The organism is Nonomuraea sp. MTCD27 (assembly GCF_041950495.1).
In the GTDB taxonomy this organism is placed as follows: Bacteria; Actinomycetota; Actinomycetes; order Streptosporangiales; family Streptosporangiaceae; genus Nonomuraea.
This window is the reverse complement of sequence record NZ_JBGNUW010000026.1, coordinates 34516-48527: the sequence shown is the minus strand read 5'-3', so window position 1 is coordinate 48527 and position 14012 is coordinate 34516. Positions and strand designations below refer to the sequence as shown.

The 14012-nt window shown below is 74.5% G+C and carries 10 protein-coding genes; 8 read left to right on the top strand and 2 right to left on the bottom strand.

From position 1 onward, the window contains the following. Nucleotides 1-23 precede the first annotated feature (23 nt). Complete coding sequence (locus ACBJ59_RS51190) at nucleotides 24-2582, bottom strand: hypothetical protein (protein WP_375117266.1); 2559 nt, start codon at nucleotides 2580-2582, stop codon at nucleotides 24-26. A 106-nt stretch (nucleotides 2583-2688) separates the two neighbouring features. On the opposite strand from ACBJ59_RS51190, the gene ACBJ59_RS51185 reads away from it, so the two are divergent. From ACBJ59_RS51185 to ACBJ59_RS51150, 8 genes are all read left to right on the top strand, one after another. Then, a complete protein-coding gene (locus ACBJ59_RS51185) occupies nucleotides 2689-3588 on the top strand; it encodes a family 16 glycosylhydrolase (protein WP_375117265.1) in 900 nt (299 codons plus the stop codon). A 191-nt stretch (nucleotides 3589-3779) separates the two neighbouring features. Further along, a complete protein-coding gene (locus tag ACBJ59_RS51180; protein WP_375117264.1) occupies nucleotides 3780-4214 on the top strand; it encodes a hypothetical protein in 435 nt (144 codons plus the stop codon). A gap of 4 nt (nucleotides 4215-4218) precedes the next feature. Beyond that, a complete protein-coding gene (locus tag ACBJ59_RS51175) occupies nucleotides 4219-5346 on the top strand; it encodes a glycosyltransferase (RefSeq protein WP_375117263.1) in 1128 nt (375 codons plus the stop codon). Continuing rightward, nucleotides 5343-6485 (top strand): glycosyltransferase, encoded by a 1143-nt coding sequence (locus ACBJ59_RS51170; protein WP_375117262.1) that lies wholly within the window; start codon nucleotides 5343-5345, stop codon nucleotides 6483-6485. Before ACBJ59_RS51175 ends, ACBJ59_RS51170 begins: the two co-directional genes overlap by 4 nt. Beyond that, nucleotides 6475-7542, top strand: coding sequence for a glycosyltransferase family 2 protein (locus ACBJ59_RS51165; RefSeq protein ID WP_375117261.1), 1068 nt, complete (start codon nucleotides 6475-6477; stop codon nucleotides 7540-7542). Before ACBJ59_RS51170 ends, ACBJ59_RS51165 begins: the two co-directional genes overlap by 11 nt. Beyond that, entirely contained in the window at nucleotides 7539-9815 is a 2277-nt protein-coding gene (locus ACBJ59_RS51160; RefSeq protein WP_375117260.1) for a hypothetical protein, read from the top strand. Before ACBJ59_RS51165 ends, ACBJ59_RS51160 begins: the two co-directional genes overlap by 4 nt. Continuing rightward, complete coding sequence (locus ACBJ59_RS51155) at nucleotides 9812-10705, top strand: glycosyltransferase family 2 protein (RefSeq protein WP_375117259.1); 894 nt, start codon at nucleotides 9812-9814, stop codon at nucleotides 10703-10705. Before ACBJ59_RS51160 ends, ACBJ59_RS51155 begins: the two co-directional genes overlap by 4 nt. Continuing rightward, complete coding sequence (locus ACBJ59_RS51150; RefSeq protein WP_375117258.1) at nucleotides 10702-13128, top strand: glycosyltransferase; 2427 nt, start codon at nucleotides 10702-10704, stop codon at nucleotides 13126-13128. The genes ACBJ59_RS51155 and ACBJ59_RS51150 overlap by 4 nt, the downstream gene beginning before the upstream one ends. On the opposite strand, the gene ACBJ59_RS51145 is transcribed toward ACBJ59_RS51150, so the two are convergent. Then, nucleotides 13109-13948, bottom strand: coding sequence for a family 16 glycosylhydrolase (locus tag ACBJ59_RS51145; protein ID WP_375117257.1), 840 nt, complete (start codon nucleotides 13946-13948; stop codon nucleotides 13109-13111). The genes ACBJ59_RS51150 and ACBJ59_RS51145 overlap by 20 nt on opposite strands. Nucleotides 13949-14012 lie beyond the last annotated feature (64 nt).

Here is a 14012-nt window from a genome sequence, read left to right as displayed (position 1 = left end):
CGCGCCGCGGGTGTGGGCACGCGCTAGGGAGTGCCGGTCTCGTCCGGGGACAGCGGGCGCCGCCACACGGTCGGCTCGTCGCCCTGGCCGGTGACCGTGGAGCCCACGCCGACGAGCTCCCCGTCAACCGTGGTGAACGCGGCCAGCCGCTGGTCGCCCGGACCGGACATGCCGGTGCCGCGCGGCTGCTCCGGCTTCCAGGAGCGGCCGTCCGCCGAGGTCCAGATGACCACGTCCCCGGGCCGGCCCACGGTGCCGGCCACGACGAAGCCCCGCGGGGTCGTGGCCACGGCGGTGACGCCGGACTGCTCGCCGGCCACCACCGGCAGCGAGATCGGCTGCCAGCTCCGGCCACCGTCCACCGACACGTACCCGAACGCGGCCGTGCCCGTGCCGTTGCCGGTGACGGCCGTACCGGCGGTCACCAGGACGTCGTCGTGGGAGGCGATGTGGGACAGCCACCCCTCGTTGACGCCGGCCGGGATCGGCAGGCGCACCAGCGACCACTTGCGGCCGTCCGGCGAGATCCACACGGTGGGGCGGCGGACGAAGACGCCGCCGTAGGCGTTGGGGTCGGTCACGCCGCCGGCGGCCACGAAGCCGAACATGCCGCTGGTCACGGACTGCATCCACCGCCTGGTCGCCTGCGTGCCGACCAGGTTGTCCGCGCCCGCCGGGGCGCCGCGCTCCCAGGTCCTGAGGTCCGGCGACCACCAGGTGCCGGCGCCGAAGCCGTCCTCACCCACGATCACGTAGCCGTCCGGGCCGGCGGCGGCGCCGCGGGCGATCAGCGGGTTCTTGCCGTCGGACCGGAACGCCGTCGCGCCGTCGGCCCGCCGCCAGCTCTCGCCGTCCGCCGAGGTGACGACCAGGGGGCGGCCGGGAGCCTGGCCGCTCGACCCGACCGCCAGCCAGCCGGCGAAGCCGGGCGTGACGCTGGTCAGCCGCTGCCGCCCCTGGCCGGCCAGGGCCTTCTCCCTGTCCGGGACGTGCCGCCAGGTGGCCCCGTCCGCCGAGGTCCAGACGGCGGCCTCCCCGTTGGCGCCGCCGACCGCGACCACCCGGCCGTCGGCCGTGCCGAGCGCGTCCACGACCTTGCCGCTCCCGGTGGTGTCCGGGATGCCCGTGGGGAGGTCCTTGCCGGCCTTGTCGCGCACCGCGAGCAGGGCGCCGGTGCCGCCGTGGGCCGCGTCGGCGCCCACCACGACGGTGTTGTCCGCGGCCGCGGCGGCGTCGCGCACCTCGGTGCCGCCGGCCGTCGTGCCGGCGGGTTGCCAGGAGCGGCCGTCCGTGCTGCGCACCAGCCGGATCCCGCTGTCGGTCTCGATCGCGGCGACCGCGGCCTGGGACGTGGCGGTCAGCCGTAACAGGCGCCGGAAGCCCGGCACGTCGATCTTCGCCGCCGTCGTCCAGCTCACGCCGTCGGGCGAGGTGTAGGTGGTGGCGCGGGTGCCGCTCCCACGCACCGCGAGCATGGTCGTCGCGGTCGCGGCGAAGGCCAGCTCCGGCTTGCGCGACTCGCCCGGGACGGCGAACGCCTGCCAGGTGTCGCCGGCGTCGGTCGAGCGCCAGGTGATGTCGTACGGCTTGGTGGAGCTCTCGCCGCGGACGACGATGGCGTCCTTGACGCTCGCCACGTCGGTGAGGGCGAGGGTGCCGCCGGTCGGCGGGTGGAGCCGCCAGCCGGCCCGGCGTTCCCAGCTCCGGCCGTCGCGGGACAGCCAAACCACCGGGGCGGCGTCGGTGAAGTCGCCCTTGTCCGAGGTCTGGCCCACGGCGGTGAAGCCGTTGCCGGTCCACGCGACGTCGGCGACCCGGTCGCGCGGGCCGAAGGCGAGGCTGGCGGTGGCGTCGGGCTGGCGGGTCCAGGCCGCGCCGTCGGGGCTCGTCCAGACGACGGAGCCGCCGACGCGGTCGCCGAGCGCGACCCACCCGCCGGGGCCCGCGGCGAGGTGGCGGGGGACCTCACCGGCGGCGGGCGGCTCGCCCTTCGCGGTCTGCACCTGGGCGCGGGCGAAGGTGCGGCCGGCGTCCTTGGACAGGAAGAACTCGGTCCGGTAGCCGGAGTCGGCGTCCTCGCCGCCCGCGATCACCACCGTGGCGCCCGTGGCGGCGACGCCGTTCAGCTCCAGCTGCCGGCCGCCGGTGCTGCCGGCCGGAACCGCCGTGAACAGGTTGCCGGCCAGCTCCGCCGCCGGCTCGTCGCCCTGGCGGGAGGCCACCAGCACGCCGCCCGCCACGACGATCGCGAACGTGACGGAGGCGCCGCCGATCAGCAGCGAACGGAAGCGCTTGCGCCGGCCCGGAGGCATCGGGTCGGTCGCCGGGTAGCCGACGTCGGGGTCGGTCAGCTCGGTGGTCGGCGGCACCGACGGTGACGACGGCTGGGAGAACGGTAGCGAGGGCTGCGAGAAGCGCTCGACCGGCGGTGGCAAGGGCTGCGAGAAGCGTTCGACCGGCGGTGGCAAGGGCTGGGAGGGCCGCTCGTCCGGTGGTGGCGACAGCTGGGAGAGCCGCTCGTTCGCCTGCTCGGACGAACCGTCCGGATCGCCCGTCTCGCTCCTCCAGCCACCTCCGGTCACCGCAGCCTCTCCCTTTGGTATTCTCCCGGCCAGGACGGAGCCCCTCGCCGGAAGTCATTATTTATGGGAAGCGCGACGAAACGAAGTCCGAGCGCGAGCCGGCCCGATGACGGCGGCTGACGGCCCGGCCCGTTCCCGCACCTGGATCCTCGCCGCGGCGATCTGCGCCACCGTGGTCGCGGCCAGTGCGGCAGGGGTGCGCGGCATCGGTGAGATGCCTCCGGACGGGGCCCGGAACGGCGGGGCGACGCCGCCGCCGGCACAGTCGATCGAGCCCCCGCCGTTGGCGCTGCCCGAGGCGTCCTGGAAGCTGAGCTGGTCCGACGAGTTCGACGGGCGTGGCCGGCCCGCCAAGTGGACCGCGCTGTCCGGCACGAACTGGTCGAACCGGAAGGCGCTGCACCACTACACCCCGGCGAACGCGGTGCAGGACGGCTCCGGCCGCCTGGTCATCTCCGCCCAGCGGACGCGGGGTGCGAACCGGCCGGCCTGCTGGTACGGCCCGTGCGGCTACAGCTCCGCCCGGCTGGAGACAGGGAAGACCTTCGACGAGGCGTACGGGCGGTTCAGCGCGCGGATCAAGCTGCCGCTCGGCAAGGGCCTGTGGCCGGCGTTCTGGCTCAAGCGCACCGACTCCGGCCCCTCGGGCTCCGCGACGTACGGCGAGATCGACATCATGGAGAACCGCGGCCACGAGACCCATCTCGTCAGGTCCTACACCCACTCCAAGGGCCGCAAGGGCGGCGGCCAGATCACCCTGCCGGAGCGGCTGGACGCCGGTTTCCACGTGTACGGCGTCGACTGGACGCCCCAGAGCATCACCTGGTGGGTGGACGGCAAACCGTACGCCCAATACCCGCGCTATCCCGGCTGGCCGTTCGACAAGCCCTTCTACCTGATCCTGAACCTCCAGGTGGGTGGCACCTGGGTGGGAAACCCGAACGCCTCGACGCGCTTCCCGGCGCGGATGGTCGTCGACTGGGTGCGGGTGTACCGCCAGCGCTGAGCACACCCCTCGCCGCAATGCCGTGATATTTGCGGAATGTCCAGTTGGAACGGTCCTTAATAACGTTTGTGCCGTTTGTCGCTGTCATTCTGGGACGGCAGCCCCTTCCGTGCCATTAGGATCAACCGTCCCATTGGCATCGTGGTGAAGTCACGCCGTAAATGACGCGATTATTTCCCCGTTTCACCTCTTTGACGACTGCTGCCCTGCTCGGCGCGGTCGTCATGGCCGCGCTCGGCGCGCAGACCGAGCAGGGACGCCGCCTGCTCCTCACGGCCGGGCTGGCCGGCGCGCCCGCCGGGTACACCGAGCTGGCGTTCGCCGCGCCCCAGGCGCTGCCGGCCCGGATGCCCGCCACCTCCTTCCTGGCCCCGCCCTCCTTCACCATCCGCAACGTCACCGGGCGGCAGCACGAGTACGGCTGGTCGGTACGCCTGACCGAGTCCGGCAGGACCCGCACCGTCGCGAGCGGGCGGGTCACCCTGGCCGACGGGCAGCCGGTGACGATCACGCCGCCCACGAAGGCGCTGTGCGAGCCCGGCCCGATCACCCTCGGGGTCCTGCTGGAAGGCGGCGAGGCCATCGCGTTCCGCGCCGCCTGCTCCGCCGACATCGACGAGGGGTAGGCGCGTGCCCAGACGGCCCGTGGTGGCGCTGGTCACCGATGCCATCCACCCGTACAGCTTCGGCGGCAGGGAGATCCGCTACCACGAGTTGTACGCCCACCTCACGCCGCACGCCGACCTCCACGTGTTCACCATGCGCTGGTGGCACGGCCCCCGGGTGCGCACCGAGGGCGGCGTCACGTTCCACGCGATCTCGCCGCTGCTGCCGATGTACCGGCACGGTGTCCGATCGACCTGGCAGGCCCTGGTCTTCGCGGTGGCCTGCCTCCGGCTGCTGCGGCATCGGTTCGACGTGCTCAACGTCGACCAGATCCCGTTCCTGCACCTGTTGCCGCTGCGCCTGGTCGCCACGCTGCGCCGCAAACCGCTGATCGCGACCTGGCACGAGGTGTGGGGCCCGGAGTACTGGCGCTACAGCATGCGCGCCGGCTGGCGGCCGGCGTGGTGGATCGAGCGGCTGGCGATGCGGGCGCCCGATCGCATCATCGCCGTCTCCCCGGAGACGGCCCGCCGGCTGCGGGCCGAGCTCGGCGAGCGGGCCCTGATCACGATCGCACCCAACGGGGTCGACCTCGACGGGGTGAACCAGGCCGCCCCGCACGAGCAGCGCACCGACCTGGTCGTGGTGAGCAGGCTGATGCGGCACAAGGGCCTGGACCTGCTGCTCGCCGCCGTCGCCCGGCTGCGGGAGGGCGGCCGGGCGGTCACCTGCCGGATCGTCGGCGACGGCCCGGAACGCGACACGCTGCGCGAGGAGGCCGAGCGGCTCGGCATCGCGCACGCCGTGGAGTTCCGGCACGACGTCAGCGAGCAGAAGGACGTGTACTCGCTGGTCAAGGCGGGCCGGGTGTTCGCCTTCCCGTCCACCAGGGAGGGGTTCGGCATCGCCGTGCTGGAGGCGATCGCCTGCGGCGTGCCCGTGGTGACCACCTCGGCCAGGGACAACCTGGCCCAGCACCTGGTGCGGCGCAGCCGGCGCGGGATCGTCTGCGCGCACACGCTGGACGCGTTCGCCGAAGCCCTGGCCGACGCCCTCGACGGGCCTGCGGACGACGCGACGGCGGAGCCGTGGGTCGGCGAGTACGCCCTCGACTCGATCGCCTCCCACGTGGTGAAGGCGATGCTGCCGTGAGGATCCTCTACGTCAGCCCGTACCCGCCGGCCCGCGACGGCATCGGGACCTACACCCACGTGCTCGCCCGCGCCGTGCGCGAACGCGGCCACGAGGTCGCCGTGGTCGCCGCCCGCCCGCATTCCGACGCGCCCGAGGAGGTCGTCGGAGCGCTGGGCGGCGGGAGGGCACCGCTGCGCGCGGCGGTGGCCCGGTTCCGGCCGGACGTGGTGCACGTGCAGTTCGCGGTGCCCGCGTTCGGCGCCCGTACCCTGGCCGTGGCGCGCTGGCTGGCCGGCCCCGGGGTTCCGGCGGTGGCCACGCTGCACGAGGTCAACCGGGACACGGCGCTGCTGCGCGGGCCGGGGAGGGCGCTGTATCGGCACCTCGCGCGGGGCTGCGACCGGCTCATCGTGCACACGCGGGCGGCCCGGGACACCCTCGGCGCCCTCGGGCTGGGCGGCAGGGCCACGGTGATCCCGCACTTCTCCGCACCGCCGCCGCCCGCGACCGGCACCGCCGCCGGCCTGCGGGCCCGCTTCGGGCTGGGTGACGTCCGCGTGCTCCTGGCCTTCGGCCACATCCACGTCAGCAAGGGGCTCGACGACCTGGTGCGCGCCCTGGCGACGCTGCCGCCCGCGACGCAGGCCGCGGTACGGGTCGTGGTCGCCGGCGCGGTACGGCGGCGGCACGGCCCGTTCCGGGTGTTCGAGGCCCGCGACCACCTGCACAAGGCGATGGTGTGCCGCCTGGCGCGCCGGCACGGGCTGCGCGACCGGCTGGTGTTCACCGGGTACGTGCCGGACGGCGACATCGCGGCCTGGTTCAACGCGGCGGAGGCCGTCGTGCTGCCCTACCGCGACGCCGAGCAGAGCGGGGTGGCCAACCTGGCCCGCGCCTTCGGCGTACCGGTGATCGCGACCACCGCGGGCGGGCTGGCCGAGCTGTTCGAGGGCTCCCCGTGGGCGGTCCCCCCTGGCGCCCCCGACCGGCTGGCCGCGGCGATCGCCGGCTTCCTCGCGACCGGTCCGGAGGCCCGCGTCGCCGCGCCCCCGCCGGACACCGGCCTGAGCACGGTCACGACGCGGACGATCGCCGTGTACGAGGCCGTTCGCGGCCCGCTCGCCCCCATCCCGGGAAAGCAGCCAGATGTCCCCTAGCCTGTCCGCCGTCGTCTGCTCCTACAACGGCGCGGCCCGCCTCGGCCGGACCCTCGACGCGCTGGCGGCCCAGACCGTCCACGCCGACCTGGAGATCATCGTCGTCGACGACGCGTCCGTGGACGGGACCGGGGACGTCGCGCGCGGCCACGGGATCACGGTCATCCGCCACGAGACGAACCGCGGTGTGTCGGCGGCCCGCGACACCGGGCTGCGGGCCGCGAAGGGGCGGGTGGTCGCCTTCCTCGACGACGACTGCGAGCCGGGCCCCCGCTGGGCCGAGCTGCTGCTCGGCGGCTACGCCGAAGAGGGTGTCGCCGGGGTGGGCGGGCCGGTCGTGCCGGTGACGGGGGACGGCTTCGTTTCGCGGTTCCTCGAACGCAACAACCGGCACGAGCCGCTGGAGCTGGAGCTCACCGTCAGCGCGGCGCTGCCGTACCGGCTGTGGTTGTACCTGCGGCGGCAGTGGGCGGCGGGCCGGACGGCAGGACGGGTGGCGGGCGGGCGGCGGGACGTCTACGCCTTCAGCGGCGGCAACATGTCGTTCGAGCGGGAGCGGCTGCTGGCCGCGGGCGGGTTCGACCCCAGGTTCCGGTACGCGGCCGAGGAGGAGGACCTGTCCCGCAGGCTCCGGCGGGACGACCGGCTGGGGCGGCTGGTCTTCGTTCCCGAGGCGTCGGTCGCGCACCGGTACACGCCCACGACGCGCGGCATGTTGCGCCGCAGCCTGTCGTACGGGCGGGGCGCCGCGATGCAGTACCTCAAGTGGCCCGCGGTGCGGCCGACGGTGTTCCCGTGGCCGGTGCTCGTCGCGGGGCTCGCCCTCGCGGCCGTTCGGTGGCCGGCGGTCGCGGTCGCGCCCGTGCTGCTGCCCCTGCTGCTCTACCCGGTGGGGCTGCGGAACGCGGCCCGGGGCAGGATCGAGGCGCTCGCCGACCCGTACCTCCTGATGGCCCAGGAAGCGTGCGAGAATGTCGGCTTCCTGCACGGTCTGTGGGCCTTCCGCCGCATGTTCGCCGGGGACGGGACCGGCCGGGGCGGGAGGCAGGGCACGTGACCGTGCGCGAGCAGGACAGGCGCATGGTGCTGTACGGCGCGGCCCTGGTCCTGATCGTCGGGCTGACCCAGGTGCGCCAGCTGTGGGCGGTCCAGCTGCTGCTCGTGCCCCTGCTGCTGATCGTGCCCGGGTGCCTGTTGCTGCGGGCGCTGCGGGTGCCGGGCCACCGGGTGGCCGCGTTCCCGTTGTACGTGCCGGCCGCGTCGCTGATCGTGCTCATGGTGTCCGGCCTCGCGGTCACCCTGCTCGTGCCGCTGGCCGGCGGCGCCGTCCTCGACGCGGTGTTCGGCCCCGGCGCGGACCCCGGGGCGCCGCTCCGGCCCGGGCCGCTGCTCGCCGGGCTCATGCTGGTCTGCCTGGGGCTGTTCCTCGCCGGGGTGAAGGCGCCGCCGGAGACGGCCGTCCCGTGGCGGTCCCTGCCCTCCGCCGGGTGGCTGTCGCTGCCGTTGCTCCTGCCGTTGCTCGCCGCGGCGGGGGCGCTGCGGCTCAACCACGGGTACGGCCCCGAGGTGGCGATCGCGGCCGTCGCCGGCTGCGTGCTCGTGCTGGCCTTCGGGATCGTCCGGGCCGGTCGGCTCGGGGCCGGCCGATCGGCCGTGCTGCTGTACGCCGTCTCGCTGGCCATGATGTGGTCGTACGCGCTCCGCGGCGAGCTGGTCTACGGGTTCGACATCGCCTCCGAGTACGCCGTGGCCCAGGAGACGGCGACCTCGGGGATCTGGCTGACCGGCCCGCACCCCGACGCGTACGGGGCGATGCTCAGCATCACCGTCCTGCCCGCCGAGCTGCACGCCCTGACCGGGCTGCCGATCCCGCTGGTGCTCAAGGTCGTCTACCCGGCGGTCTTCGCGATGTTCCCCGTCGGGATCCTCCACCTCGCCAGGCGTTTCCTGCCGGGCCGGTGGGCGTTCGCCGCCGCCGCGTTCGTGACGGCGCAGGGCGCGCTGTCCCAGCAGTTCCCGGCGCTGGCCCGGCAGGAGATCGCCATGCTGCTGTTCGCCGCGCTGTGCGGGGCGCTGCTCGACGCCCGGCTGCGGCGCCTGCCGAAGGCGGCGTTGTTGTGCCTGTTCGGGCCGGGCATCGTGGTCTCGCACTACACGACGGCGTACTTCACGGCCGTGATGCTCGGCGGGGCGCTGGTCCTTCAGGCCGTGCTGTGGGCCCTTCGACGGCCGCGCATCGCGCCGCGGGCGGTCGCGGCGGCGCTGCTGCCCGGGCTGCTCGCCGGGGTGCTCTGGTACGTTCCGATCACCGGGTCGACGGCCAACATCGGCGAGTTCCGCACCGCGCTGAGCTCTGAGGGCCTGCGGCTGCTGCCCGCCGCCGAGACCGCCGGGTCGCTGCTCTCGGCCTACCTGCGGGGCACGGACGTGACCCGCATCCCGACCTACCTCTACGCCAAGCGGGTGGTGCCCAAATACCGTCCGCCCAAGGCCGCCGTGACGCCTGCCGCCGACGCCGGCGATCCCCGCTGGGACCTCGGGGACGCGGGGGTGCCCGTACCCCCGAAGGCCGCTCCGGCGGTGAGCGCGTCGCTCGACCTCGGCGTGCTGCTGGTCCAGCAGCTGGCGAACCTGCTCGGCCTGATCGGCGCCCTGGTCATGGCGCTGCGCCGCCGCTCGTCGTGGCTGGTCCGGCGGATCGGCGTGCTGGCCGTGCCGATGCTGGGCGCCCTGGTGCTGCTGCGCGTCTCCGGCACCCTCGCCGCCGCGTACAACCAGAGCCGCGCCCAGCTGCAGGCGCTGACGCTCCTCACCATCGCCATGTTCTGGCTGCTGCACCGCGTCTCGGCGGCCAAGTTCCCCGCCCCGCTCCGCCGGACGGCGTACGGGCTGGCGGGAGCGGCCGTCGTCGTCACCTTCGCGACCAGCAGCGGCCTGGACAACGTGCTGCTCGGCGGGGAGCGGGCCACCAACCTCTCGACGCGTGGCGAGGACTGCGAGCGGTTCTGCATGTACGAGGCCGAGCTGGCGGGAGCGCGCTGGCTCGAAGAGGCGGTACGCGGCTCGCCCGACCGTCTCTACGCCGACCGGTACGCGCAACTGCGGTTGTTCGCCGAGCTCGGGCCGGGCCGGCGGATCCAGACCGACATCACCCCCCTGACCCTGGACCGGCGGGCCTGGGTGTACGCGAGCTGGGCCAACACCGCCGTCGGCCGCGCCAGGTCGCTGTTCGACAACCAGCTCGCCCTGTACGCGTTCCCGACCGGCTTCATCGAGGCGCACTACGATCTCGTCTACACCAGCGGAGTCACGAAGGTCTTCCACCGATGATCTCTATCGTCATCATCAGCAAGGACGAGCCCGCGCTGGACGGCACCCTCGCCGGCGTCACCCGCGCGGCCGGGTCCACCGGCCTGCCGTACGAGATCATCGTCGTCGACGCCTCCGAAGGCCGGCTCGACGCCATCGCCGCCGCCCACCCGCACGTGCGGTGGACGCCCTACACCCCGCCGGCGGGCGTGCGCGTGACCATCCCGCACCAGCGCAACGCCGGCGTGCGCGCCGCGAAGGGCGAGATCGTGGTGTTCACCGACGCGGGCTGCCTCCCCCAGGGCGACTGGCTGCGCCGCCTCGTCGCGCCGCTGCTCGACGAGGGCGAGAGCGTCGTGTCGGGGCTGGTCACCGGCCCCGAGGGGCACGGCAGCCTCTACGACGCCGACGCCCGGCGCCGGGCCGCCGCCCGCTACCTCCCGGAGTGCGGCACCGGCAACCTGGCGGTGCGCCGGGAGGTCCTCGACGAGGTCGCCGGCTTCGACGAGACGTTCGGGTACGGCTCCGACGTCGACTTCAGCTGGCGGGTCCAGGACGCCGGGCACCGCATCCGCAGCGCCGGGGACGCGGTCGTCACCCACGAGTGGGGGGACCGCCGCCGGCAGCTCCGCCGCTCGTACGTCTACGGCAAGGCCCGCGCCCGGCTCTACCTCAAGCACCGGGACCGCCGGGCGCACCTGCTGCGCCGGGAGCCGATGGTCGTGGCCTATCCCCTCTTCCTGCTCGGCCTGCCGCTGACCCTGTGGTTCCCGCTCTACCCGGCGCTGCTGCTGGTGCCGGCCTGGCGCAACCGGCACAACGGCCCGGTGCGGGTCCTCGCCGACCACCTGGTGTACGGCGCGGGCGTGCTCGCCGGACTCGCCGCTCCCCGCGGTGGCGCCGGCCGATGAGGGTGCTGGTCTTCCCCCGCGACAGCAACCCGTACCAGGACCTGCTGTACGGAGAGTTACGCCGGTCCGGCGTCCGCGTCCGCTACCTGGGCGAGCTGACCTTCTCCCACACGCTCAACCTCCTGCTGCTGCCCGCCGAGCTGGCCGTCTGGCGGCTGGCCGGGGTACGGATCGTGCACCTGCACTGGGTGTGGAAGTTCGCGCTGCCGGGCGGGGCCAGGACGCGGCGGCCGGCGCAGCTGTGGTTCACCGCCGTCCTCGGCGTCGTGCGGCTGCTCGGCCTGCGGCTGGTGTGGACCGCGCACAACGTGCTGCCGCACCGGCCCGTCTTCGCCGACGACACCGCCGCCCGGCGCACCCTGGTACGGCACTGCGACCTCGTGATCGCCCACCACTCGACGGCGCTGGACCGGCTGGCGGACCTGGCAGCGGTGCCGTCCCGGGCCGCCGTGATCCCGCACGGTCCCTTCCCCGCGCCGCCGCTGCCGCCGCCGGGCCGGTCGGGCGGCCCCCGCACGTTCCTGTTCTTCGGGCGGATCGAGCCGTACAAGGGGGTCGAGGACCTGCTCGCGGCCTTCACGGCGCTGCCCGGCGGGGCCTGCGCCGGCGAGCCCACCGCCCCGGAGCGCGGGCCGGACGTGCGCCTGGTCATCGCCGGATCCTGCCCGGACGCGGCGCTCGCCGCCCGGCTGGAGGCCACGGCCGCCCGCGACGACCGCGTCGACCTGCGGCTCGGGCGGGTACGCGACGAGGACGTCGCCGGGCTGTTCGCGGCGGGCGACGTCGTCGTGCTGCCGTTCCGCGAGATCACCACCAGCGGCAGCGCGCTGCTCGCGCTCGCCCACGGCAGGCCGCTGATCGTCCCGGAGCTGCCTGCCCTGGCGGGGCTGCCGGCCGCCGCCCTGGCCGGCTACCGCGGCGGCGTCACCGGACTGACCGCGGCCCTGCGGGCGGCGGCGGGCTGGGACGCGGCGACGCTGGCGGCGATGTCGGAAGCGGCGCTGGAGCACGCGAACGGCGTCGGCTGGCCCGAGATCGCCCACGCGACCCGGAACGGCTACACCACCGTGCTCGGGGACCGGAGCGGGCGGACGGGGGAGCGCGTGCACCCGACGGGGGAGCGCGCCCGCCGCGGCCTCGCGGACGGTGGGATGCGCGAGCGGGTGCGCTCGTTCTTCCGCAACGTCCTGGTCCGCGGGACCTTCCTGCTCCTGGCGAACACGGTGCTGCTCGCGGCGGGCGGCTTCGCCTTCTTCACGCTGGCGGCGCGCAACTATCCGGTCGAGGCCGTCGGCTGGCTGACCGCAGTGACCGCGAGCGTCAACCTGCTGTCCACCGTCGCCGCCCTCGGCCTGCCCACCACGCTGCTGCGCCATCTCGTCAAGGCCGACGACCCGCGCCGGCTGGCGGCGATGGCCGTGACCGCCGTCGGCGCGATCGGCGGCGTGCTCGCCCTGCTGTCGCTGCTGATCCTGGCGCCGCTGCTGCCCGGCGGCCCGGAGCTGATCCGGCAACCGGGCACGATCGCGCTGATCACCGTCCTGGTGATGGTCACCGCCGTGGGCGGGACGCTGGACGCCGGGCTGGTGGCGGTCCGGGGCACCGCGGCGCTGCTGGCCAAGAACCTGGCGGGCACCCTGCTCAAAGTCGGCGCGCTGCTGCCGCTGGTCCCGCTCGGGTTCACCGGCCTGGTCCTCGCCTACGGCGGCGGCGCGCTGCTCGCCTGCCTGCTCGGCGGGGCGGCGCTGTGGCCGCGGCTGCGCCGCACCGCGGACCGTACGCGGCCGATGGAGCTGCTCCGGCGGTACCTGCCGTTCTCCACCGCCGGCTACCTGGCGACCGCGCTCGGCATGCTCCCGAGCACCGTGGTGCCGCTGGAGGTGCTGGCCGTCCAGGGGCCGCAGGCAGCGGCGTACTTCGCGATCGCCTTCCAGGTTGCGGCGTTCCTCAACTTCATCCCGTCCACGAGCGCGCAGGTGCTGTTCGCCGAGGCGCAGCGGATCTCCCTGCGCCGGTACCTGCGCAAGGCCGTCGCGGGGATCTACGGCCTGCTCGTCCCCGCCGTCGCGGTGATCGTGGCCGGGGCGCCGTACATCCTGCGGGTGTTCGGGGAGGCCTACTCGGCGCAGGCGGCGGAGACGCTGCGGGTGCTGGGCCTGGGGGCGCTGGTCGGCGCGGGGAACTACCTGGTGGACACGATCCTGATCAGCAGGGACCGCACCGGCGCGTACGTCTTCATGAACGGCGCCAACGCCGCCCTGGTGCTGGGACTGGTGGCGGCGTTCCTCCCGTACGGGCTGACCGCGGCGGCCATCGGCTGGACGCTCGCCCAGGGCCTGTCCCTGCTGCTGGGAGCGGGCGTGCTGATCGTCAGCTTCGCCGGGCCGGGGCCGCGTGCCGGGGTCAGCGCGGCGGATCGGTAGCGGCGGCGTACACGCGGACGTGGTCCACGATCATCTGCTGCGGGAAGCGGGTCGTCGAGTCGGGCGGGCCGGGCCAGTCGCCGCCGACGGCCAGGTTGAGCAGCAGGTAGTAGGGCACGTCGAAGTCCCAGCCGCCGGGCGGGGCGTCCGCCTTGTGCTCGGTGGCGTAGACCTGCCCGTCGACCAGGAAGGAGATGCGATCGGGATACCAGTCGGCGGCGAAGACGTGGAAGTCGTCGGCGAACCTGCCCCCGCCGGGCAGCCGGTATGTGTTGAGCACGTCGTAGCCCTTCTCCCCGTGCAGGCTGGCGTGGACCGTGTCCGGCTCGCGCCCGAGGTGCTCCATGATGTCGATCTCCCCACGCCCGCTGCCCTGGGGCGACCGCCGCGCCCAGAAGGCCGGCCACATGCCCTGACCTGCGGGCAACTTGATGCGGGCCTCGATCCGCCCGTACCGCTGGACGAACTTCCCCGCCGTGAACAGCCGCGCGGAGGTGGCCGCGCACACGCGGGGGCTGCAGTCGTGACCGCCCGCGTCGTCGGACCGCGCGGTGATGACCAGCCGGCCCTGGCCGTCCACGACCGCGTTACGCGGCGTGTAGTACTCGAGCTCGTTGTTGTAGCCGAGATGGTCGTCGACCAGATTCCACTTCGCCGGATCCGGCGCCCCGGCGGGCCCGTCGAACTCGTCCCCCCAGACCAGGCGCCACCCCGACGGCACCTCCGCCGGCGCCTCCTCCGCCGCGGGCTCAAGCCGGTTCACCACATAGAGCGTGCCCGCGACCGCGACCGTGAACGCGATGACCAACACCCCGGCCACCCACCACCCCGTCCGACCGCGCCCGGGCACCGCCCTGGCAGTGTGCGCCGAACCGCTCGCGCCC

Coding starts and splice junctions, on each gene's coding strand:
- ACBJ59_RS51185 (WP_375117265.1), top strand. CDS start 2,689: ATGACGGCGGCTGACGGCCCGGCCCGTTCCCGCACCTGGATCCTCGCC.
- ACBJ59_RS51165 (WP_375117261.1), top strand. CDS start 6,475: ATGTCCCCTAGCCTGTCCGCCGTCGTCTGCTCCTACAACGGCGCGGCC.
- ACBJ59_RS51155 (WP_375117259.1), top strand. CDS start 9,812: ATGATCTCTATCGTCATCATCAGCAAGGACGAGCCCGCGCTGGACGGC.
- ACBJ59_RS51150 (WP_375117258.1), top strand. CDS start 10,702: ATGAGGGTGCTGGTCTTCCCCCGCGACAGCAACCCGTACCAGGACCTG.